Origin of the sequence: Flavimobilis marinus, assembly GCF_900113055.1 — a bacterium.
Taxonomy (GTDB): domain Bacteria; phylum Actinomycetota; class Actinomycetes; order Actinomycetales; family Cellulomonadaceae; genus Flavimobilis; species Flavimobilis marinus.
This window is the reverse complement of sequence record NZ_FONZ01000001.1, coordinates 180140-201486: the sequence shown is the minus strand read 5'-3', so window position 1 is coordinate 201486 and position 21347 is coordinate 180140. Positions and strand designations below refer to the sequence as shown.

21 protein-coding genes are annotated in these 21347 nt (G+C 72.4%); 9 read left to right on the top strand and 12 right to left on the bottom strand.

The window, feature by feature from the left end; all coding sequences use genetic code 11:
- Positions 1 to 229 precede the first annotated feature (229 nt).
- Entirely contained in the window at positions 230 to 697 is a 468-nt protein-coding gene (locus BMZ30_RS00945) for a tRNA (cytidine(34)-2'-O)-methyltransferase (protein WP_093374243.1), read from the top strand.
- Between the two features lie 41 nt (positions 698 to 738).
- Here BMZ30_RS00945 and BMZ30_RS00940 read toward each other — a convergent pair whose 3' ends face one another.
- Positions 739 to 1527, bottom strand: coding sequence for an SDR family NAD(P)-dependent oxidoreductase (locus tag BMZ30_RS00940; RefSeq protein ID WP_093374242.1), 789 nt, complete (start codon positions 1525 to 1527; stop codon positions 739 to 741).
- A gap of 84 nt (positions 1528 to 1611) precedes the next feature.
- Here BMZ30_RS00940 and BMZ30_RS00935 point away from each other — a divergent pair, with 84 nt between their 5' ends.
- Entirely contained in the window at positions 1612 to 2622 is a 1011-nt protein-coding gene (locus tag BMZ30_RS00935) for a DUF4862 family protein (RefSeq protein ID WP_177191237.1), read from the top strand.
- A gap of 108 nt (positions 2623 to 2730) precedes the next feature.
- Here the strand turns inward: BMZ30_RS00935 and BMZ30_RS00930 are convergent, their stop codons facing one another.
- The 7 genes from BMZ30_RS00930 to BMZ30_RS00900 form a co-directional block, all read right to left on the bottom strand.
- The gene (locus BMZ30_RS00930; RefSeq protein ID WP_177191236.1) at positions 2731 to 3579 is read right to left on the bottom strand and encodes an alpha/beta fold hydrolase; all 849 of its coding nucleotides are present in this window, start codon (positions 3577 to 3579) and stop codon (positions 2731 to 2733) included.
- 158 nt (positions 3580 to 3737) lie between these two features.
- Positions 3738 to 6308, bottom strand: coding sequence for an ATP-dependent Clp protease ATP-binding subunit (locus BMZ30_RS00925; RefSeq protein WP_219810161.1), 2571 nt, complete (start codon positions 6306 to 6308; stop codon positions 3738 to 3740).
- Positions 6309 to 6433: 125 nt separating this feature from the next.
- Positions 6434 to 9466 carry a helix-turn-helix transcriptional regulator gene (locus BMZ30_RS00920; protein ID WP_093374239.1) on the bottom strand — a complete coding sequence of 1011 codons (3033 nt, stop codon included), beginning with the start codon at positions 9464 to 9466 and terminating at the stop codon, positions 6434 to 6436.
- Positions 9467 to 9515: 49 nt separating this feature from the next.
- Positions 9516 to 9959 carry a D-aminoacyl-tRNA deacylase gene (gene dtd / locus BMZ30_RS00915; protein ID WP_093375600.1) on the bottom strand — a complete coding sequence of 148 codons (444 nt, stop codon included), beginning with the start codon at positions 9957 to 9959 and terminating at the stop codon, positions 9516 to 9518.
- Position 9960: 1 nt separating this feature from the next.
- Positions 9961 to 10293 (bottom strand): DUF2516 family protein, encoded by a 333-nt coding sequence (locus tag BMZ30_RS00910; protein ID WP_093374238.1) that lies wholly within the window; start codon positions 10291 to 10293, stop codon positions 9961 to 9963.
- A gap of 170 nt (positions 10294 to 10463) precedes the next feature.
- A complete protein-coding gene (gene ygfZ / locus BMZ30_RS00905; RefSeq protein WP_093374237.1) occupies positions 10464 to 11567 on the bottom strand; it encodes a CAF17-like 4Fe-4S cluster assembly/insertion protein YgfZ in 1104 nt (367 codons plus the stop codon).
- Positions 11564 to 12100, bottom strand: a complete 537-nt coding sequence (locus BMZ30_RS00900; protein ID WP_093374236.1) for a heme-binding beta-barrel domain-containing protein — start codon at positions 12098 to 12100, stop codon at positions 11564 to 11566. The genes ygfZ and BMZ30_RS00900 overlap by 4 nt, the downstream gene beginning before the upstream one ends.
- 161 nt (positions 12101 to 12261) lie before the next feature.
- On the opposite strand from BMZ30_RS00900, the gene BMZ30_RS00895 reads away from it, so the two are divergent.
- On the top strand, positions 12262 to 12627 hold the full coding sequence (locus BMZ30_RS00895) for a DsrE family protein (RefSeq protein WP_093374235.1): 366 nt from the start codon (positions 12262 to 12264) through the stop codon (positions 12625 to 12627).
- Positions 12628 to 12675: 48 nt separating this feature from the next.
- On the opposite strand, the gene BMZ30_RS00890 is transcribed toward BMZ30_RS00895, so the two are convergent.
- Complete coding sequence (locus tag BMZ30_RS00890; RefSeq protein WP_093374234.1) at positions 12676 to 13416, bottom strand: hypothetical protein; 741 nt, start codon at positions 13414 to 13416, stop codon at positions 12676 to 12678.
- 142 nt (positions 13417 to 13558) lie between these two features.
- Between BMZ30_RS00890 and BMZ30_RS00885 the strand changes: the two genes are divergently transcribed.
- Together BMZ30_RS00885 and BMZ30_RS00880 are read left to right on the top strand one after the other, a co-directional pair.
- Positions 13559 to 14341: a winged helix-turn-helix transcriptional regulator gene (locus BMZ30_RS00885; RefSeq protein ID WP_093374233.1), complete on the top strand. Its 783-nt coding sequence runs from the start codon at positions 13559 to 13561 to the stop codon at positions 14339 to 14341.
- The gene (locus BMZ30_RS00880) at positions 14331 to 15245 is read left to right on the top strand and encodes an alpha/beta fold hydrolase (protein ID WP_093374232.1); all 915 of its coding nucleotides are present in this window, start codon (positions 14331 to 14333) and stop codon (positions 15243 to 15245) included. Before BMZ30_RS00885 ends, BMZ30_RS00880 begins: the two co-directional genes overlap by 11 nt.
- On the opposite strand, the gene nth is transcribed toward BMZ30_RS00880, so the two are convergent.
- Positions 15206 to 15889, bottom strand: a complete 684-nt coding sequence (gene nth / locus BMZ30_RS00875) for an endonuclease III (protein WP_093374231.1) — start codon at positions 15887 to 15889, stop codon at positions 15206 to 15208. The genes BMZ30_RS00880 and nth overlap by 40 nt on opposite strands.
- Positions 15890 to 16001: 112 nt before the next feature.
- Here nth and BMZ30_RS00870 point away from each other — a divergent pair, with 112 nt between their 5' ends.
- Together BMZ30_RS00870 and BMZ30_RS00865 are read left to right on the top strand one after the other, a co-directional pair.
- Positions 16002 to 16406, top strand: a complete 405-nt coding sequence (locus BMZ30_RS00870; protein WP_093374230.1) for a hypothetical protein — start codon at positions 16002 to 16004, stop codon at positions 16404 to 16406.
- A 60-nt stretch (positions 16407 to 16466) separates the two neighbouring features.
- Complete coding sequence (locus BMZ30_RS00865; protein WP_093374229.1) at positions 16467 to 17144, top strand: Crp/Fnr family transcriptional regulator; 678 nt, start codon at positions 16467 to 16469, stop codon at positions 17142 to 17144.
- An 84-nt stretch (positions 17145 to 17228) separates the two neighbouring features.
- On the opposite strand, the gene BMZ30_RS00860 is transcribed toward BMZ30_RS00865, so the two are convergent.
- On the bottom strand, positions 17229 to 17708 hold the full coding sequence (locus tag BMZ30_RS00860) for a RidA family protein (RefSeq protein WP_177191223.1): 480 nt from the start codon (positions 17706 to 17708) through the stop codon (positions 17229 to 17231).
- Entirely contained in the window at positions 17705 to 17872 is a 168-nt protein-coding gene (gene sp36 / locus BMZ30_RS00855) for a Sp36 family protein (RefSeq protein WP_093374227.1), read from the bottom strand. Before sp36 ends, BMZ30_RS00860 begins: the two co-directional genes overlap by 4 nt.
- A gap of 106 nt (positions 17873 to 17978) precedes the next feature.
- On the opposite strand from sp36, the gene BMZ30_RS00850 reads away from it, so the two are divergent.
- A complete protein-coding gene (locus BMZ30_RS00850; RefSeq protein ID WP_093374226.1) occupies positions 17979 to 20399 on the top strand; it encodes a transglycosylase domain-containing protein in 2421 nt (806 codons plus the stop codon).
- Positions 20396 to 21334, top strand: a complete 939-nt coding sequence (locus BMZ30_RS00845; protein WP_093374225.1) for a metallophosphoesterase — start codon at positions 20396 to 20398, stop codon at positions 21332 to 21334. The genes BMZ30_RS00850 and BMZ30_RS00845 overlap by 4 nt, the downstream gene beginning before the upstream one ends.
- Positions 21335 to 21347 lie beyond the last annotated feature (13 nt).

Here is a 21347-nt window from a genome sequence, read left to right as displayed (position 1 = left end):
TCAGTATCCAGCACAACTCAACAAAATCCAACACCCAACGTGGTCCTGCACGCCCAGCGCCCGCTGGCCCCGCCACCCGCGCGCTGTCCACCCCCGCACTGTCCACCCGCGACTTCGTGAGTTCGGGCGCCACTTCGTGAGTTACAACTGACGAAGTCGCGAGCAAAGTGACGAAGTCGCGGGCAGGTGCTGCGGAGAGCGCCCGGCCCGGCGGGTGGGATCATGGGGCGTGCCCGTCATCGCCTTCTTCGAGCCCCGCATCCCGCAGAACACCGGCAACGCGATCCGGTTGTCTGCCGTCACCGGTGCCCCGCTGCACCTGATCGAGCCGCTCGGCTTCGACCTGTCCGAGCCCAAGCTCAAGCGCGCCGGCCTCGACTACCACGACCTCGCGAACGTCACGCTGCACGCCGACCTCGAGGCCGCGCTCACCGCGTGGGGCCCGGCGGCGCGGGTGTTCGCGTTCACGACGCAGGCCACCGAGCGATACTCCGACATCACCTACCAGCCTGACGACGTCCTGCTGTTCGGCCCCGAGCCCACCGGGTTGCCCGACGACGTCCTCGCCCACCCTGGCATCACGGCGCAGGTGCGCATCCCGATGCTCCCGCAGCGCCGGTCGCTCAACCTGACCAGCTCGGCATCCATCGCGATCTACGAGGCGTGGCGCCAGGCGGGCTTCCCCGACGGCGAGTAGCCGCCGGAACACGCCGGGGTCGGAGTAGTAGCCCCCGCGCGTCACCTGAAGTAGGCGCCCCCGTTCACGTCGGTGACCGTCCCGGTGACGAACGACGCCGCCGGGGAGGCGAGGAAGCACACGGCCGCGGCGACGTCGTCGGGGTACCCCGCACGCTCGAGCGGGATCCCGCGGACGGTCGCGGCGCGCTTCTCGGGCGTCGAGAAGGTCTCGTGGAACGGGGTGTCGGTGATGTAGCCCGGGGAGACGAGGTTGACGGTCGCGCGACGCGGCGCGACCTCCTTGGCGAGCCCCCGGACCAGGCCCTCGAGGGCCGTCTTCGACGCGGCGTACGCCGCCGACCCGGCCGACCCGCCCGTCTCCCCGGCGATCGAGCCCACCATGACGATGCGCCCGCCGTCGGGCAGCGAGCGCAGCACCTCTCTGGTCACCAGGAAGGCCGAGGTCACGTTGACGTCCATGACGGCGCGCCAGTGGTCCAGGTCCATGTCGGCGATCGCCACCCGGCCGACCAGGCCCCCGGCGTTGTTCACCAGGATGTCGACCGGCCCGCCGAGAGCGTCGGCCGCCCGTCCGACGACGTCGCGCACCTGCACCTCGTCTGTCGCGTCCAGCGCCAGCGCGGCCGACCGCCGCCCCAGCGTCCGGATCTCCGCCGCCACCTCGTCGCCGTCGTGCGAGCGGTAGGTGACCACGACATCGGCGCCGGCGCGAGCCAGTGCGAGGGCGACCGTCCGGCCGATCCCGACCCCCGCCCCCGTGACGAGCGCGCGGCGCCCCGTCAGGTCGAAGGAGACGTGGCCGTCAGATCCTAGGGTGGGAGCGCTCATGGCCCCACGCTAGCCCGCACCACCCGACGCGGGCGCCCCCACGAGGGATAAGGTCAGATGTCTGCGTACCGAAGGAGGCGCGCCGTGACCACCCCCCGCCCCGCACGCACGCTGGGTGCCTATGCGCTCGAGCCCACCATCGACGACGCCCGCGCGGTCGGGGAGTTCTACGACGGTCTGCGCGCCCTCGAGATCGACGTCATCGAGCACCCCCTGATGGCCACGGGTCACCCGAGCCTCAAGGCCGCGTGGCAGCGTCGGCACCTGCACGACTGGCAGCTCGTGGTGACCGCCATCCCGCGCACCATGGTGCGCCTGAGCCACGCACCCGGCTACGGCCTCGCGTCGAGCGACGAGGACGGCCGTCTCGCGGCGCTCGCGGACCTCGCCGACGTGCGGGACCTCACGCTCCGGCTGGCCGACGAGGCTGGCCGTCCCCGCGTCCTCGCCGTCGAGGTGCACAGCGCCCCCGCACCGACGCACGGCTCTGCCCGCGGCGTCGTCGGGTCCGCCGGTGCGTTCGCGCGCTCCCTTGCCGAGATCGCCACCTGGGACCTCGCCGGGGCGGAGATCGTGATCGAGCACAACGACGCGCTCGTCGCCGAGCAGGAGCCGGCCAAGGGCTTCTTCCCGCTGGCCGACGAGATCGCCGTCGCGCGCGCCGTGGGGGGCGGTCCGGCCGGGGGCGCGCACCCGGTCGTCGGCGTGTCCGTGAACTGGGGGCGCTCCGCGATCGAGGGCCGGTCCGCGAGCACGCCGCTCGCCCACACGCGCGCGGCGGCGGAGGCCGGTGTGCTCCGGGGGATCGTCTTCTCGGGCGCGACGGACCAGCACTCTGCGTGGGGCGAGCCGTGGGACGACGGACACATCGCCCCGCACGGCGACGACCGGGCCCTCGCGGCGTCGTCGGCGTCCTTGCTCGGGCTCGCGCAGATGCGGGCGACGCTCGCGGCCGCCGGGGACGCACCGCTCGCGTTCGTCGGCGCCAAGATCACGACCCAGCCGGCCGACGCCGACGTCGCCACCCGCCTCGAGGTCGCCCGCGCCACCCTGGCCCTCCTCGAAGAAGCCACCCACCCTCACCCGCACGCGTAAACCCGCACTCCTCCCCCCGCTCGCTGAGTGCGTGATTTTGGCGGTCGTCTCGCGCGTTCACACCGCCAAAAACACGCACTCAGCGGGAGATGGCGGGGGCGGGGCGGGTCAGGTGGGGATCGGGGGGTCCTTGATCTCCGCCAGGGCCTGGTCGAGGATCGCCAGGAACGCCTCGCGCTGGTCGCGGCGGACGCTGTGGCCCGCGTCGAGCCGGTGCACGTGGCCCGCGTCGCCCAGCAGCTGGGCGGCCCGAGCGCCGTCGGCCATCGTCACGACGCTGCCCCGGCCCGGGTCGCCCGCCAGGACGGTCGTGCGGAACTCTCCGTCGGGGGCGAGGTCAGCCAGCGACTCCACCCAGTCGCGCTCGCGCCACACGTGCGGAGGCTCCACCAGCTGCGGGTCCACGGCTTTCTTGGCGTGCGCCCACGGCGCCATCTCGTCGTCCGCCCAGCCCGGGTTCTCGTCGCGCACCTGCGACAGCAGCTGCACGAACGGCGCCGCGTCGAGGTCGCGCAGCCAACCGGTCAGGTCCGCCGGGAGCCGGCCCTCGCCGTCCGACATCGCCGTCCACGCGGGGTCCTCGAGCACGAGCGCGGACACGAGGGCGGGCGCGCGCAGCGCGAAGTCCTGCGCGACGACGCCGCCCATCGAGTGCCCGACGAGCGCCGCCGGGCGCTGGGCGACCTTCCGGACGATCGTCGCGACGTCGTCGGCGAGGTCGCGGATCCGGAAGGGCCCAGGCAACAGCTGCGAGTCACCGTGGCCGCGCGCGTCCGGGACGATCACGAGGTAGCGCTCGGCCAGGTGCTCAACGGTCCCCGGCCAGCACGCCCCCGAGTCGGCGAGCCCGTGCAGCAGGACGACCGGCCGGTTCTCGGGCGACCCGTAGGCGGCCCACCACAGGTGGCCGAGCCGCCCCGCGCCGGCCTGCGCCACGCCGTAGTAGTGCTCGCTCACGTCGTCCATCCTCGTCGACGGCGCCCGGTCACGCCGTGTCGAACCCTAGCCGGATCGGGGCGGTCGTGGCGACGGACAGATCCCACCACCTGCGCCCACCGACGACGACGGCGCCCGCCCTCGTTCAGAGAGCGGGCGCCGTCGGCTCGTGCGTCCGGTCAGGCGCGGGCGGCCGCGTCCGGACCGGAGGTGTCCGACGGCACGCCACCTGCGGTCGAGGCCGCCGGCACCGTGAGCGGATCGATCTCCGGAAGCTCGGGCTCGGGCTTGTGCTCCGAGCGAGCGACGCCGCGGAACGTGAACTCGCCCAGCGGACCCTCACCCTCGGCGTCCACCACGATGACCTGGCCCTCCTTGATGTCCCCGAACAGGATCTTCTCGGAGAGCACGTCCTCGATGTCGCGCTGGATCGCGCGGCGCAGCGGACGCGCGCCCAGCACCGGGTCGTACCCACGCTCGGAGAGCAGCACCTTGGCCGCCTTCGTCACGTCGATGCTCATGTCCTTGGCGCGCAGACGCTTGTCGAGCTTCGCGAGCATCAGGTCGACGATCTTGATGATCTCGTCCTGCGTGAGCTGCGGGAACACGACAGTGTCGTCGACGCGGTTGAGGAACTCGGGGCGGAAGTGCTGCTTGAGTTCGTCGTTGACCTTGGCCTTCATGCGCTCGTAGTCGGTCGAGAGCGCGCCACCGGCGCTGAAGCCCGTGCTCAGGCCCTTGGCGATGTCCCGCGTGCCGAGGTTGGTCGTCATGATGATGACGGTGTTCTTGAAGTCGACCACACGGCCCTGGGAGTCGGTCAGTCGACCGTCCTCGAGGATCTGCAGCAGCGAGTTGAAGATGTCCGCGTGGGCCTTTTCGACCTCGTCGAACAGCACGACCGAGAACGGCTTGCGGCGGACCTTCTCCGTCAGCTGGCCACCCTCGTCGTAGCCGACGTAGCCGGGGGGCGAGCCGAACAGCCGTGAGACCGTGTGCTTCTCCGAGAACTCCGACATGTCGAGCTGGATGAGCGCGTCCTCGTCGCCGAAGAGGAACTCGGCGAGCGCCTTGGCGAGCTCGGTCTTGCCGACACCCGTGGGGCCGGCGAAGATGAACGACCCGCCGGGACGCTTCGGGTCCTTGAGCCCGGCGCGCGTGCGTCGGATCGCCTGGGAGAGCGCCTTGATGGCTGCCTCCTGGCCGACGACCCGCTTGTGCAGCTCGTCCTCCATGTGCAGCAGCCGGCTCGACTCCGCCTCGGTGAGCTTGAACACCGGGATGCCGGTCGCCAGGGCGAGGACCTCCGCGATCAGGTCGTCGTCGACCTCGGCGACCGTGTCCAGGTCACCGGCCTTCCACGCCTTCTCGCGCTCGGCCCGCTTGGCGGTGAGCTGCTTCTCGGTGTCGCGCAGGCCCGCGGCCTTCTCGAAGTCCTGCTCGTCGATCGCGGACTCCTTGTCGCGGCGCGCGGCCGCGATCTCCTCGTCCAGCTCGCGCAGCTCCGGCGGCGCCGTCATGCGGCGGATGCGCAGGCGAGCGCCGGCCTCGTCGACCAGGTCGATCGCCTTGTCCGGCAGGAAGCGGTCGTTGACGTAGCGGTCCGCGAGCGTGGCCGCCGCGACGAGCGCGCCGTCCGTGATCGAGACGCGGTGGTGCGCCTCGTAGCGGTCACGCAGTCCCTTGAGGATCTCGATCGCGTGCTCGAGCGTGGGCTCGGCGACCTGGATCGGCTGGAAGCGACGCTCGAGCGCGGCGTCCTTCTCGATGTGCTTGCGGTACTCCTCGAGCGTGGTCGCCCCGATGGTCTGGAGCTCGCCGCGCGCGAGCATCGGCTTGAGGATGCTCGCCGCGTCGATCGCGCCCTCGGCCGCGCCAGCGCCGACGAGCGTGTGGATCTCGTCGATGAACAGGATGATGTCGCCGCGCGTGCGGATCTCCTTGAGGACCTTCTTCAGGCGCTCCTCGAAGTCACCGCGGTAGCGGGACCCGGCCACGAGCGCGCCGAGATCGAGCGTGTAGAGCTGCTTGTCCTTGAGCGTCTCGGGGACGTCGCCGCGCACGATGTCCTGCGCGAGGCCCTCGACGACGGCGGTCTTGCCGACGCCGGGCTCGCCGATCAGGACGGGGTTGTTCTTGGTGCGGCGCGACAGCACCTGCATGACGCGCTCGATCTCCTTGGCGCGACCGATCACGGGGTCGAGCTTGCCCTCGCGGGCCGCCTGCGTGAGGTTGCGGCCGAACTGGTCGAGCACGGCCGAGCCGGCGGGCTGGCCCTCGGCCGGCGCGCCCGAGGCGACCGGCTCCTTGCCCTGGTAGCCGGACAGCAGCTGGATGACCTGCTGACGCACGCGGTTGAGGTCAGCGCCGAGCTTCGTCAGCACCTGTGCGGCGACGCCCTCGCCCTCGCGGATCAGGCCGAGCAGGATGTGCTCGGTCCCGATGTAGTTGTGGCCGAGCTGCAGCGCCTCGCGCAGGGACAGCTCGAGCACCTTCTTGGCGCGGGGGGTGAACGGGATGTGCCCCGACGGCGCCTGCTGGCCCTCCCCGATGATCTCGGTGACCTGCGAGCGCACGGCGTCCAGGGAGATCCCCAGGGACTCGAGCGCCTTGGCGGCGACTCCTTCTCCCTCGTGGATCAGTCCGAGCAGGATGTGCTCGGTCCCGATGTAGTTGTGGTTGAGCATCCGTGCCTCTTCCTGGGCAAGGACGACCACCCGACGGGCTCGGTCGGTGAATCTCTCGAACATCTGCTGCTCCTCACGAGCGGCGAACACCCGCACCCCGGTAGTGCACAGGTCTGACCGCATCGACTCTAACGGCGCAGCCCCCCACGCGATGCCTGTGTTCGCCAGCGGCGTGATCGGTCGTGCTGTCAGGTGGCAGGCGGACCCGCCGGGGCGGCGCCGTGGGCCTCCGCGAATGCGATCTCACCGAGCTCGCGACGCGACCGCACCCCGAGCTTCTTGAAGATCTTGCTCACGTGCACCTCGACGGTCCGCACCGAGAGCGCGAGGGAGTCGGCGATCTGCCGGTTGGACGCGCCGGCGACGACGGCGAGCGCGACCTCGAGCTCCCGCTCCGTCAGGGCGGTGGCCCAGCCGGGGACGGCGGTGACGGCGGGACGGACCGGGGTCGGGGGCGTCCGGGCGTCGCGACCGCTCGACAGGCGTCCACGCAGGACCTCAGGCGTCGGCTGTGGTGCGGCCGCCTCCGCAGGGCGATCGGTCCAGCTCACGGGCGCAGCGGTCCCCCGGGCCGAGGCGGCGGTGTCCACCGGCTGCGTCGAGCCGGTCGACGGCGTCTGCCGCGAGAGCGCGGCGAGGTCCGCGCGGGCGACCCGCGCGACCGTCTGCGCACCAGCCTGGTCGAGCAGGTCGATCGCACCGACGAGGTGGTGGCGCGCGCGGGTGGGGTCCTTCTCGCGCAGCGCCCACCCGGCCGCGAGCGAGTTGCGGCCGAGCTCGAAGGTGGACACCAGGCCCCGGCCCACCTCGGCGAGCCGGTCGAGGGCGCGCTCGAGCTCGTGCGGAGGGGCGAGCAGCACGGCGTTGCGGGCCGCCTGCGCCGCGCGCCACGGCTCCGGCAGGTAGCGGCGGTGCTCCGCGAGAAGCTCCTCCGCGTGCCGCGCCTCGTCCGGCCGGCCGGCGCGGACGAGCGTGTTGATGACGTCGGGCATCGGGATGGGGAACACCCACGCGTCGTCGGGCCGGGCCCGCTCGAGCGCCAGGACCATGAGCGTCCCTGCCTCAGCCGGGTGACCGTGCAGCGCCATCTCCGCAGCCCGGTCGATGCTCGCCGAGGCACGTGCGAGCAGCGGGGCCTGCCCGCTTGTCGAGGCGATGGCCGCGGCGACCGCGCCGATCTCGCCCACGCACAGGACGTCGAGCCGGCGCGCGAGGCGCGCGCCGAGGCCGGAGAGCTGGACGGACACGGGCGCCTCGAAGGCCGCGGCCTGCAGCCCGGAGCGCGCCGAGCCGAGGTCGCCCGCCCAGGACTGGACCAGCGCGTAGACGACCTGGAGCTCGGCCACCTCGCTCGGTGTCCGGGCGTTGAGCCCTGCCGAGGACCAGCCGTGCCCCTGCTCGAGGTCGATGCTCCGCGCCAGCTCGCTCGTCACGAGACGGAGCGCGGCGTCGTACTTTCCGTCGCGGGCGTGCACGAGAGCGTTGATCGTGCCGGCGAACGACGTGTAGCGCGGGCTGTCCTCGAGGGTCGGTGCGACGAGCTCGGGCTCGAACCCGGAGACCCCGAAGAGGCCGAGCCAGATCCGGCCGAGCCGGATCACACGCTCGCGCCGCAGATCGCCGCCGAGGGCCGAGGCCGTCTGCAGCATGCGGCGCGCCGCGGTGCCCTCCCCGCGCGCGGCGTGCAGGTTGGCGACCGCGATCGCGGCGATCAGGATCTGCGTGACGTACCCGGGCGGCAGGTCCTCCTCCGGAGTCGTGCGGCACCGTTCGAGGTGCTGGTCCAGGAGGTCGCCGGGAACCTGGGGGTTCACCGCGGAGACCACCTCGATGAGGCTGGCGACGGTCGCGGCCTGCACCGCGAGGTCGCCCGCCTGGTTCGCGAACCCGAGGCGCGCGAGGGCGTCCCACACGAGCCCGGAGGCGGCGGCGGCGCGTCCGGCGAGCGCTGCAGCGCTCGCCTGCTGCGCGCCCTCGGCCAGGCCGGAGGCCTCGCGCGCCACGCGGTACGCCCACGCCGCGTCCCCGCGCTGGAGCAGCGTCTCTGCTACCTCGACCAGGCGCGGCACCAGGGTCGCGTCCCCGTCGAGCGAGGCCTGGGAGAGGTGCCAGGTCTGGGCGTCGTCGTCGTCGAACTTGCCGGCGGCGCGAGCGAGCGCAGCGTGCGCCCGTGCGGCCTGCACCACGCTCGAGCGCACGAGGACCAGTTGCCGCAGGCGCTCGTCCGCGAAGCCCACCCGGCCCGAGTGCACCCGGAGGCACGGCGCCAGCGGCCCGTCGACGAGGTCCTCGATCGACAGTCCCGTCGCCAGGAGGAGGCCGTCCACACGGTTGCGGACCGACAGCGCCGCGATCCGCAGCGCGTCCTCGTGCTCCGCGGAGATCGACTCCAGGACCGGCTCGCAGCAGCGCAGCAAGGCGGGTACCGCAGGAAGCGGCTCCGGCAGCGCGCTGTGGCCGGCGAGCTGCTGCTCCGTGAGCACGCGCGCGACCTCGGCGATCGCGCCGACGTTGCCGCTGAGCGCACGGGTCAGCTGACCCGCGACGTAGGGCGAGATCGCGCCGTGGCGCTCCCCCGCGATGAGGCGCAGCGCTTCTGGCGCTTCGATGGGGCGCAGGTCGCGCAGCTCGTAGGGCTGCGGCAGGTGCACGAGCTCGCTGGCGGACCGAGCCGTGGCCAGGAGGGTCAGCGACGCCCACCGCTGGGCGACCATGGAGACGATGATGTAGCGGCTGAGCTCGTCGATCTGGTCGAGGTCGTCCACAGCGAGCACCAGCAGGTCCCCCGCGAGCGCGACCTCGAGCCACTGGCCGAGCAGGGTCGCGACGAGGTCCGGGGACTCCGCGTCGCCGGCACACCAGCGGTCGAGCATCTCGCGCAGCGCCTCAGGCACCTGGTTCCCGGACGACTGCGCGAGCTGGTCGACGAAGAGCCGCGCGTACTCGCCGGGGTGGATCGCCCCGTACGGTCCGGCCGCGGCGTTGACCCGCAGCTGGTGGACCGTGTGGCGGGAGTCGCGCTCGATCGCGCGCTGCACGGCCATCGCGAGCGCGTTCGTCAGGAGGGTCGTCTTGCCCGACCCGACGTCACCCACCCACACGATGACCCCACCGCCGCCGAGCACGACCGCGCAGGCGTGCTCGACCTCGGTCTGACGCACCACGTGCGCTTCACGCGCCCGAGTCTCCGGATCGCGCGCGAGCCCCCTCAGCGGAGCCATCTTGTCCTCATTGCTGTGTCGTCGTTCCCCCGGACCCCTCTGGTACCCCTCACCCGTCAGCCCCTGGGCGGGTGTCGTGCAGCACCGTCACCGGTCCGTCGTTGACCAGCGCCACCGCCATGTCGGCGCCGAACCTGCCGGCGCCCACCCGGACGCCCTCACCCTGGAGCGCCGTGATCACCTCATCGACCAGCGGCTGGGCGACATGACCTTTTGCCGCCGCGTTCCATGTGGGTCGTCGTCCCTTGCGCACATCGCCGTAGAGGGTGAACTGGCTGATCACGAGCACGGGAGCGTCCACGTCCACCACCGAGCGCTCGTCCCGCAGGATCCGCAGGTGCGCGATCTTGCGCGCGACCGCCCGCGCGTCGTCGAGCGTGTCGTCGTGGGTCGCCCCGACGAGCGCGACCAGGCACGGCTCGTCGAACCGCGCCAGGACGTCACCGGCGACGCTCACGCTCGCCTGCGAGGCACGCTGGACCACGACGCGCACGTCACCAGCCCCCGCGTCCGCGCCCGCTGCCCCCGGAACCACGACCATACGGCGCGACCGCGGGCTTGACGTCGACCAGGTAGACGATCGCCGCGACGGCCGACAGCAGACCGATGAAGCTCAGCCCGCCGCCCCCGAGCGGGTACGGCAGCGCGAGGAAGCCGAACAGCGCGGCCACGACGAGCACGATCGCCCAGAACTTCTTGGTGCGCTTGCCCTCGGCCGGGAAGGCTCGGGCGGGCCGGGTGGCGAGGTCCACGAGGCAGTAGACCTGCGCGGCGAAGATCGCGACGGCGAGAACGAGCACGATGAGGGCCTGCAGGTCGGAGAACACCTTCGGAGTGTACGATCCGCCCGGCGGGCTCTGCTGTCCGAGAGTGACAGGTTCGGGGCTATTGAGGCCGTAGCACCCACGGAAATCACCCCTGCTGGTCGCCCGGGCGGCCGGGACTCACCCCGGCCTGGGCGCGACAGCCTCCGAGCAGCGTGACGCCTCCGGTGCCGTCAGCGCGGACGCAGCCCGCGTGCGACCGGACCGCGGGCGGCGGGCCTGTCCGTGGAGACGCCCTCGGGGTCCACCACGACCTCCTGCGTCGCGGCCACCGCTCCGCCGTCACAGTCCACCGTGAGCTCGGCCCCGGGGTCCGTCGAGCGCTTGAGGACCGCAAGCGCAACCGGTCCGAGCTCGTGGTGGCGTGCCACCGACGTCACGACGCCCACGGACCGCTCGCCGAGCCGCACCGCCGCCCCGACCTCGGGGAGCAGGTGGCCCGACCCGTCCAGGTGAGCGAGGGTGAGCCTCCGCGGGGGACGACCGAGGTTGTGGACGCGGGCGACCGTCTCCTGTCCGCGATAGCAGCCCTTCGTCAGGTGCACCGCCGTCCGCAGCCAGTCGACCTCGTGCGGGATCGTGCGGTCGTCGACCTCGTGGCTGGCACGCGGGCGCAGCGCCTCGACGCGCAGCGCCTCCGCCGCCCAGGTCCCGGCGACGACCCACCCGGACGCCTCCCGCTGCCGGACGGCGTCCGCGAGCCCGGCGCGCGGCACGAGCACCAGCCGCCACGGTCGCTGCGCGCCCGGGTGCTCGGCGTCCGCCGGCCCGTAGCGCGTGCTGCCCGGCGCGGTGGTCGGCCAGGGGTCGGACCACGCCAGCGGCTCGCCCTCGGCGGACTCGGCGCGCACGGGCTCGCCGAGCGCCGCCCAGTCCGCCGTCACGTCGGCGACCTCGACGCGCATCATGAAGCGCATCTTGTCCAGCCATCCCGCCAACTCCGCGGGACGCTCGGTGACCAGCCAGGTGGTGACGCCGTCGTCCACGACGCCCGCCGCGTGCTCGACGTGACCGTGCGGGTCCAGGACCAGCGTCTCCGTCGACGTTCGGGGCTCGAGCCCGGTGAGGTGCTGCGACGTGATCGAGTGCAGCCACGAGAGCCGGTCCGGGCCGGTCACCGTGACGACACCGAGGTGGGACTGGTCGACCACGGCCGCCCCGCGCGCGAGGGCGCGCTGCTCCGCGGTCGGGTCGCCGTAGTGCCAGGCCACGCCCTCGTCCGCACCGGCGGCGGCGACGGCGCCGCGGCGGTCAAGCAGGGGGCTGCGCACGGTCACTGGTCCTGCCGGACGAGCTGCGCCGAGGCGTAGGACTGCAGCGGCTGGCCGAACGCGGCGAGCTCCCACACCCACATGAGGTCTCCCTCGACGAGGCCGAACAGACGCTTGGACGCCGTGACCTCCGCAGCGGTGGCCGTGCGCGCGATCAGGTCGCTGACGAGGTCCACGCGTCCGTTGCCGACGGCGCCCACGTAGACCGACGCCCGGCCCGAGGGATCACAGAGCAGGACCTCGAGCGGGGTCTTGTCCCCTGGCAGGTCCTCGGGGCGCTCCGGCGGCACGCGCCAGTAGCCGGTCTCCGTCGACCAGACCAGGTCAGCACCGTGCTCGTCGCCGGCCTCGGCCGGCAGGCGCAACGTGGACGTGTAGCGCAGGTACGGGCCACCGTCGTGGTCGAACACGACCTCTTGCACGAACCGGGCCTCGGGGACGGTCGGGTAGGCGATCACACCCTCGCCGCGCCAGGTACCGACGAGCCACGCGAGGGGGTAGACCTCAGGCGCGAGGTCGTCCGGGATCGAGAACGTCATCGGTGCGTCAGCTCTGACCCTTGTACAGGCGGTAGACGACGAAGCCGGCGAACCACGTGATCGTGATGACCGCAGCGACCAGGAGACCGATGAAGACTGCTTCGAGTGCTTCCATGCGCCCGATCCTACCTGCCGGTCGGGACGCACCCTAGGGTGGCGGCATGAGCTCGCGCCCCCTCGTCATCAAGGTCACCGCCGGCCCGGAGCGCGCCGAGGCGTGCAACCAGGCGTTCACCGTCGCCGCGACCGCGGTGGCCGCGGGCGTCGAGGTCAGCCTCTGGCTGACGGGCGAGGCCTCGTGGCTGGCCCTGCCCGGCCGCGCGGCGCAGCTCGAGCTCGCGCACGCGGCGCCGCTCGACGACCTGCTCGAGGCGGTGCTGGCCGCCGGGACCGTCACGCTGTGCACCCAGTGCGCGCTGCGGCGCGAGATCGGGGCCGACGACGTCGTGCCGGGTGTGCGGATCGCGGGCGCCGCGACCTTCGTCGAGGAGATCCTGGGCCAGGGCGTGCAGGCGCTCGTGTACTGAGCCGGCGCCCGGCCGTCCGGCGCCCCCGCCGTCGACCTCCCGGCGGCGTCAGGCCTGGACGACGACGATCGTGCCCACGATGTAGATCAGCATGCCGCCGACCAGGATGGGGAGCGTCACTGCGCCGAGCGCGCCGTCACGGCGACGAGCCTCGGGCAGGTGCTCGAGCAGGACGTGCAGCGACGCCACCAGGACACCGGCGACCATCCCGCCCCACGCCCCCTGGCCCGCGCCGAGGGCCGGCAGCGCCGCGGCGACACCCGCGCCGGCGAGGAGCGCCGCACCCGTGGTCAGCACCACGTTGAGCCAGCCGCGCCAGGGCAGCGCGGCGCTGACGGCGGCGGCGACCGCCAGGCAGGCCGCGCTCGTCACCACCAGCGACTCGCCGCCCGCGTCCTGAGCGGCTGCGAGCCAGCCTGCCCCGGCGACCACGATGACGACCCCGCCGACCATCGCCGACAGGGACTCGACGAGCCGGACCCGGCCGTCGCGACGCAGCACCTCGCGCACGAACGCGAGGATCAGGCCGATCGCCACCACGAGCGGCAGGTCGCGCAGCCCGGCCTGGGGCGCGAGGCGGACGGCCGCGACCGCGCCTGCTCCGGCGAGGGCGAGGACGGTGGTCGCACCGGCGCGCCACGGGAGGTCGAGCAGGACGGGCCACCCGTAGGCGAACAGGCCCACCACGGCGAGCGTGAGGAGCGTGAGCGGAGCCGCTCCCAGCGTCGCGGCCACCGCGAAGGCGGCGGCGAGCAGCGAGGTGAGGACCGCGCGGGTCGAGTTCGTCATGGTGAGGTCCGGGGTCGGGGAGGGAGCACGGAGTGGATTGTTCCCTAGATCGCGGGCGGGCTCCACGTCGGTCCTGCTGAGACGCTGCCGGGCAAGCGAGTCCTGTGACGGTACCGTGGAGGCGATCAAGCGGAGGTGACGCGTGGCCGAGCTCTTGCTCCTGACCCCGGCGACTGGTGCGTCGGCGCAGGTCCTGCCTGCGCTCGGACTGCTCGCGCACCGCGTCCGGGTGCTTCCGATGGAACCTTCCGCGCTGGTGGACGCACCGGACTCCGACGTGATCCTGCTCGACGCGCGCACCGACCTCGCTGGCGCCCGCACCACGTGCCGCGTCCTGCAGGCCACGGGGTTGACGGTCCCCCTCGTGCTGATCCTCACCGAGGGCGGCCTGACCGTCGTGACCGCAGAGTGGGGAGCGGTCGACCTGCTGCTGACGACGGCGTCCCCGGCCGAGGTCGAGGCCCGGCTGCGCATCGCCGTCGAGCGCGCCCGCGGGCTCAGCGAGGCGGACACACCGCAGGAGATCTCCTCCGGCGACCTCGTCATCGACGCCACCGGCTACACGGTGCGCGTCCGGGGCGTCCCGATCGACCTCACGTACAAGGAGTTCGAACTGCTCAAGTACCTGGGTCAGCACCCGGGGCGCGTCTTCACGCGAGCGCAGCTGCTGCAGGAGGTGTGGGGATACGACTACTACGGGGGCACCCGGACCGTCGACGTGCACGTCCGACGCCTGCGCGCGAAGCTCGGCCCCGAGCACGAGCAGCTGATCGGCACGGTGCGCAACGTCGGGTACCGGTTCGACCCGCCCGCGAGCCGGCGCGCCGCCGCCGGACGAACTGACGCCGACGACGCATCGCCGTCGGCGACCGTCGACGCGACGCCCCCGCCCGCCCTGCACGAGAGCACCCCCGGTGGCCACTGACTACACCTCCGTCCTGCTGGACGGCCCCTGGACGCACACCTTCGTGGCCGCCAACGGCGCGCGCTTCCACGTCGCCGTCGCGGGGCCGGACGACCCCGACGCGCCGCTCGTGCTGCTCATGCACGGCTTCCCCCAGATGTGGTGGGCCTGGCGCGACCAGATCCCCGCGCTCGCTGCGGCGGGCTACCGCGTCGCCGCGATGGACCTGCGCGGCGTGGGGGCGTCCGACAAGCCCCCGCTCGGCTATGACGTGCCGACGCGCACCCGGGACGCGGCCGGCGTCATCCGGGCCCTCGGTGCCGACACCGCCGTCGTCGTCGGGCACGGGCTCGGGGCGACCGTCGCGTGGGCGATGCCGACGCTGCAGCCCCACGTGACGCGCGGCGTCGTCGCCCTCAGCGCGCCCCACCCGGCGCACCTGCACCACCCGTCCCGAGAGCGCTACACGCGCTCAGCGTGGGCTCGTCTCGCGCTGTTCCAGCTCCCGGCACTGCCCGAACGCGCCCTGGCCGGCCGCGGCCTCGTGGCGCGAGTCCTCATGGACTGGTCACGGCGTCCGTTCGCCCCTGACGTCCTGGACACGTACGAGACCGCCATGACCGTGCCCTTCGCCTCCCGCGGCTTCGCCGAGGCGCTGCGCTGGGTGCTGCGCTCCCGGGCACGGCTCGACGGGCGGCGCTTCCTGTCCGGCGTCCGGCGTCCGGTGACGGTGCCGGTCCTGCAGCTGCACGGTGGCGCCGACCCGGTCGCTCCCGTCGCCGGCGTCGACCTCGACGGCGCTGCGCTCTGCCAGGACTATCGCTTCGAGGTGCTGCCCGACGTCGGCCACTTCCTGCCGGAGGAAGCGCCGGACGAGGTCACGTCTCACCTGCTCGCGTTCCTCGCTCGCGTCACCGGAGCCTGAGCCACCAGCCCGGCTGACGGGCACAGGTGCGCGATCGCGCAGTCCCCGCACGCCGGGCGACGAGCGTGGCACACGCGGCGGCCGTGGAAGATCAGGCGGTGCGACACCAGCGTCCACTCGCGCCGCTCGATCAGCGCCGCGAGGTCGGTCTCGACCTTGACCGGGTCCTCGTTCGTGGTCCAGCCCAGGCGCCGCGCGAGACGCCCGACGTGGGTGTCGATCGTCAGCCCGGGCACCCCGAAGGCGTCACCCAGGACGACGTTCGGGGTCTTTCGTCCGACGCCGGGCAGGCTGACCAGGTCGGCCTGCCGGTTCGGCACCGCGCCGCCGAACCGTTCGCACAGTGCGGCGCCGATGCCGACGAGGGCCTTGGCCTTGGCCCGGTGGAAACCCGTGGGGCGGATGATCGCCTCGACCTCCTCGACGTCGGCTCCGGCGTACGCCGCGGCGTCCGGGAACCGGGCGAACAGCGCGGGCGTGACCTGGTTGACCCGGACGTCCGTCGTCTGCGCCGAGAGCACCGTGGCGACGAGCAGCTCCAGGGGTGTGCGGAAGTCGAGCTCGCAGCGCGCGTCCGGATGGACCTCGGCAAGCAGCCGGTTGGTACGGCGCGCTCGTCGCACGAGCGCCACAGCAGGAGTCACGCGACCAGCCTAGGCCGCCCGTACCTCTCAAGTTCTGGGCCTCGCGCGCCGATGCTCTCAGGTGGTGCCAGGGCACCGTACGGCAGTCGAGCGGGCAGGAGGTGCAGCGAGCATGGACAGCCCCGAGGCGACGCTGGAGGAGCTGCGCGCGAAGCGTCGGCTGCTGCGCGCCGAGTCGACGCGCGTCATGCACTGGCAGCGCCTGGTCCGCGCCCGGATCGACCTCGCCGTCGCCGGCGCGCTCCTGCCGGAGCGCCTGGGCGTCGACATCGCGGCGCCGCTGACGCCCGCCGACACCGCCTACCTGCCGGACCACCGCCACCTCGCGCAGGTCGTGCGCGGCACGGCGGTCGCTGCCGGCGTGTTCGACCTGGGCGAGCTGCGCGACCTCGAGGAGCGCCTGCGGGACTACGCGAACGTCGTCCGCACCCACCTCGAGCTGACGACGAACCTGATCGTCAACCGCCTCGCGGCCGAGCACCAGGCCGACTCGCCCGACCTCGCACCTGCCTCTTGAGCGTGGCTGGGGCAGAATGGAGCAGGTAGCGACCCCGCCGACGGACGAAGGACTGATCTCGTGGATGAAGCCGTAGTGCTCGCCGCCCCGTTGTTCGCGGGCCTGGACCCGCATGAGACGCAGCCGCTGCTGGAGGCCATGTCGACCGTCCGGCTGGGTCGTGGGGAGGTTCTGTTCACCGAGGGCGAGCCCGGCGACCGGCTCTACGTGATCGGGGACGGCAAGATCAAGCTCGGCCGCCGGTCCACCGACGGGCGCGAGAACCTCCTCGCGGTGCTCGGCCCTGGCGAGATGTTCGGCGAGCTCTCGCTGTTCGACCCGGGCCCCCGCACCCTGACCGCCTCGGCGGTGTCCGACGCGACGCTGTACGAGCTGTCGCACGACGAGCTCATCCGTTGGCTCCAGACCCACCCGGGCATGAGCAAGTACCTGCTGGGAGCGTTGGCGCGTCGCCTGCGCCGCACCAACGAGAACCTCGCCGACCTCGTCTTCTCCGACGTCCCGGGCCGCGTGGCCAAGGCGCTGCTGGACCTGTCGACGCGGTTCGGCCAGCCGCTCGACGAGGGCATCCGCGTCGCGCACGACCTGACGCAGGAGGAGCTGGCGCAGCTCGTGGGCGCATCGCGCGAGACCGTCAACAAGGCGCTGGCCGACTTCGCCGCTCGCGGCTGGGTCCGCCGCGAGGGCCGTGCGGTCGTCCTCCTGGACCTCGACCGCCTGGAGCGCCGCGCCCGCTGAGGCGCGCCACAGAGAAGAATGGGCGGTATCGGTCGTCATCCACGACCGATACCGCCCATTCTTCGTCCGCAGGGGGACCGGGGCTCAGCGGACCTCGACGATCAGCTCGACCTCGACGGGCGAGTCGAGCGGGAGCACCGCGACACCGACGGCGCTGCGCGCGTGCACCCCAGCGGCCCCGAAGACCTGGCCCAGCAGCTCGCTGGCACCGTTGACGACGGCGGGCTGGCCCGTGAACGCAGGGTCGCTGGCGACGAAGCCGACGACCTTGACCACCCGCACCACGTCGTCGAGGTTCCCGACGACGTCGCGCACGGCGGCGAGGGCGTTGAGCACCGCGGTGCGCGCCAGCGTCGCGGCCGCAGCGGGGTCCACGAGCGTCGGCCCGTCGCCGACCTTGCCGGTGGCGGGCAGAGCGCCGTCGACGAACGGCAGCTGACCCGAGGTGTAGACGTGGTCGCCGCTGCGTACTGCCGGGACGTACGACGCGAGCGGGGCGGCCACCGGCGGAAGCTCGAGGCCGAGCTCCGCCAGACGTGCCGCGATCTGGCCGGTCTGGCTCACTTCTCGCCCGTCGGGCGCTTCAGGTAGGCGACGAGGTTGCCCTGGCCGTCGGGGCCGGGCACGACCTGCACGAGCTCCCATCCGTCAGAGCCCCACTGGTCGAGGATCGCCTTGGTCGCGTGGATGATCAGAGGAACGGTTGCGTACTCCCACGTGGTAGCCATGACGGCAGCCTAGCCGGGCGCGCCCTCGGGCGTCCTCACACGATCCGCACACGATCAGCCATCCCTCCCGGCGACTCGCACAGGCTCAGCAACTACCCTGAGGACCATGGCTAGAACTGCGCGCGCCTCCGGGAGGCAGGTCAACGCTGTCCAGGCAGTGGCGATGCTCCTCACCTTCGTCCTCCTCGCCGTCGTCGGCGGTCTGCTGACCGCGGGCCTCGTGCTGCCCGCAGCCGCGGGCGTCAGCGCGATGACCTCCGGCACCACCCAGATCTTCGAGGACCTGCCGGACGAGCTCGAGCCCGGGCCCCTGTCGCAGCAGTCGCGCATCTACGACCGCGACAACAAGCTCCTCGCAACCTTCTACGCGGAGAACCGGATCGTCGTCGGGCTCGACGAGATCTCGATGAACCTGCAAAATGCGGTCGTCGCCACCGAGGACAAGCGGTTCTACGCGCACGGCGGCGTCGACATGGAGGGCATGGCGCGCGCCGCGCTCATCAACATGGCGACCAAGAAGACACAGGGCGCCTCGACCCTGACCCAGCAGTACGTCAAGAACGTGCTGATCGAGCAGGCGGTGCGTGACGGCGACCCGCTCGGTCAGCTCGAGGCGTCCGAGGACACCATGGAGCGCAAGCTCCGGGAGGCGAAGCTCGCGATCGCGCTCGAGAAGAAGATGTCGAAGCTCGAGATCCTCGAGCGCTACCTCAACATCGCGCAGTTCGGCACACAGGTCTACGGCGCCGAGTCGGCCTCGCGCTACTACTTCAACAAGTCCGCCAAGGACCTGAGCATCGTCGAGGCCGCGACCATCGCTGGCATCACGAAGGCCCCGGGCAAGTACGACCCGACGACGTACCCGGAGAACACCACCGCGCGCCGGAACATCGTGCTCAAGCTGATGTACGAGGAGGGGTACATCAGCAAGGAGGAGCACGACGCCGCCCGCACGACGCCGATCGAGGACACGCTCCAGATCACCCCGACCGAGAACAGCTGCGCGGCTGCGAGCTACTCGGCGTACTTCTGCGACTACGTCACCAAGGTGATCATCTCCGACCCGATCTTCGGCGAGACGGAGGCCGAGCGAAAGGACCTCCTGTACCGCGGCGGTCTGGACATCTACACGACGCTGGACTCCAAGCTGCAGCGCGAGGCGTACATCCAGGCCCGCGACACGGTCCCGCTCAAGGACCCGACCGGCATCGCGGACGCGATCGTCTCCGTCGTCCCCGGCACCGGGGAGATCCGCGTGATGGCGCAGAACCGCAAGTACGTCGCGCGCGCCGACGAGCAGGGCAAGGGCAAGACGTCGATCAACTTCAGCACCGACCAGGTGCACGGCGGCTCGCAGGGTTTCCCGGCGGGCTCAACCTTCAAGCCGTTCGTGCTCGCGGAGTGGATCAAGAGCGGCCGCAGCCTGACCGAGTCGGTCAGCGCGAACAAGCGCAAGTGGCAGGGTGACGACTGGGACGAGTGGACGGCGTCCTGCATCGAGAACTTCTCGCAGGGTCGCGGCGACTGGGAGCCCGGGAACTCCGACGGCTTCGGCACCGGGCAGAAGACGGTCCTGCAGGCCACGGCAAGCTCGATCAACACGGCTTACATCTCGATGCTGAGCCAGCTGGACCTGTGCAAGGTCGGGGAGACGGCCGAGGAGATCGGCTTCCGCCCCTCGCGCATCGCTGACGAGGGCAAGGTCACCATCGAGCCCTCCATGGTCCTCGGCGTGCAGAACACCTCGCCGTTGGCGATGGCCGCCGCATACGCGACGTTCGCGAGCGGTGGCACCTACTGCGACCCGGTGGCGATCACGCGCGTCACCGACGCCAACGGTGCCGACCTGGGCGTGCCGAGCGCGAACTGCCGCACGGTGCTCGAGTCGGATGTCGCCTCTGGCGTGAACCACGCCCTTGAGGGAGTGCTCACCAAGGGCGGCGCGTCCGGCTCGAAGCTCGCGGGCGGACGGGTGGCCGCGGGCAAGACGGGAACGTCCCAGCTGAACCAGCACACCTGGTTCATCGGATACACCCCGCAGCTGTCGACGGCGACGTGGATCGGCCACCCCGACCGCAACGTCTCGATGCAGCGCATCACGATCAACGGCACCTACCGCCCGATCGTCTACGGGTCCACGCTCGCCGCCCCCATGTGGAAGCGGTTCATGGACTACGCGCTCGCCGACGAGCCGAACGAGAAGTTCCCGGACGTCGCCAAGGACGTCCTCGAAGGTGAGAAGGTCACGGTGCCCGCGCTCTGGGGCGTGTCCGTCGCGGAGGCCGAGGAGATCCTCGAGGAGGCGGGCTTCCGCCCGACCGTCCGCTCGGGTGCGGTCAACGCCAACTCCCCTGCCGGGCGCGTGGCGTACACCTACCCTGCGGGCACCGCCCCGCGCGGCTCGCAGATCACGATCTACGTCTCGAACGGCCAGCCCCCGACCGCCCCGTCGGACGGCGACAGCGACGACAACAAGGACGACAAGAAGGACAAGAAGAAGAAGAAGAACCGCGGGAGCGACGACTGAACGCCGCCGGCTGCCTCGTCGTCGCCGGGGCCGCGCTCGGGGCGGGCTGCCTCGCGTGGGCGCACCACGAGACCGGGCTCTTCACGCTCCGGCGCTTCACGGTCCCGGTGCTCCCACCGGGGACGCGCGACGTCACGGTGCTGCACCTGTCAGATCTTCACCTGACGCCGTCGCAGGACGCGAAGATCGCGTGGGTGCGTTCGCTCGCTGACCTGCGCCCCGACGTCGTGATCGACACGGGCGACAACATGGCACACCGCCACGCGCTGGCGCCGCTGCTGCACGCGCTCGAGCCGTTGCGGAGCACGCCCGGCGCCTTCGTCATGGGGTCGAACGACTACTACGCCCCGCTGCCGAAGAACCCGGCCCGCTACCTGCTTCCCGATGCCCGGTCGCTGCGGCGACGCAACGACCCCGACAGCCTGCCCGCGGGGGAGCTCGCCACGGCCCTGACGGGCACGGGGTGGAAGGACCTGACGAACCGGCGCGACCACCTCGACGTCGGCGGCCTGCGCATCGAGCTCGTCGGCGTCGACGACCCCCACCTCGATCGGGACGAGTTCCCCTCCCCTGCCGCACCCGGGGGCGACGACGGCCGCCCCACGCTGCGCCTGGGCGTCACCCACGCTCCGTACGTCCGCGTGCTCGACCAGATGCGTGCCGACCGCTCGGACCTGATCCTCGCGGGCCACACCCACGGCGGTCAGCTCTGCGTCCCGGGCTTCGGGGCGCTGGTCACCAACTGCGACCTGGACCGAGGGCGCGCGAAGGGCCTGCACGGCTGGCCGGGCCCCCGTCCCGACGCCGTGGGCGGCGCCGGGTCCACGTGGCTGCACGTGTGTGCGGGGCTCGGCACGTCGCCCTATGCGCCGGTCCGGTTCGCGTGCCGCCCGGAGGCGAGCCTGCTGACACTGACGGCTCGCCCGGCTGTCTGAACCGGTCGGAGGC

Coding starts and splice junctions, on each gene's coding strand:
- sp36 (WP_093374227.1), bottom strand. CDS start 17,872: ATGGCTACCACGTGGGAGTACGCAACCGTTCCTCTGATCATCCACGCG.
- BMZ30_RS00895 (WP_093374235.1), top strand. CDS start 12,262: ATGAGCTCGCGCCCCCTCGTCATCAAGGTCACCGCCGGCCCGGAGCGC.
- BMZ30_RS00870 (WP_093374230.1), top strand. CDS start 16,002: ATGGACAGCCCCGAGGCGACGCTGGAGGAGCTGCGCGCGAAGCGTCGG.
- BMZ30_RS00940 (WP_093374242.1), bottom strand. CDS start 1,527: ATGAGCGCTCCCACCCTAGGATCTGACGGCCACGTCTCCTTCGACCTG.
- BMZ30_RS00920 (WP_093374239.1), bottom strand. CDS start 9,466: ATGGCTCCGCTGAGGGGGCTCGCGCGCGATCCGGAGACTCGGGCGCGT.
- BMZ30_RS00850 (WP_093374226.1), top strand. CDS start 17,979: ATGGCTAGAACTGCGCGCGCCTCCGGGAGGCAGGTCAACGCTGTCCAG.
- BMZ30_RS00925 (WP_219810161.1), bottom strand. CDS start 6,308: ATGTTCGAGAGATTCACCGACCGAGCCCGTCGGGTGGTCGTCCTTGCC.
- BMZ30_RS00900 (WP_093374236.1), bottom strand. CDS start 12,100: ATGACGTTCTCGATCCCGGACGACCTCGCGCCTGAGGTCTACCCCCTC.
- BMZ30_RS00890 (WP_093374234.1), bottom strand. CDS start 13,416: ATGACGAACTCGACCCGCGCGGTCCTCACCTCGCTGCTCGCCGCCGCC.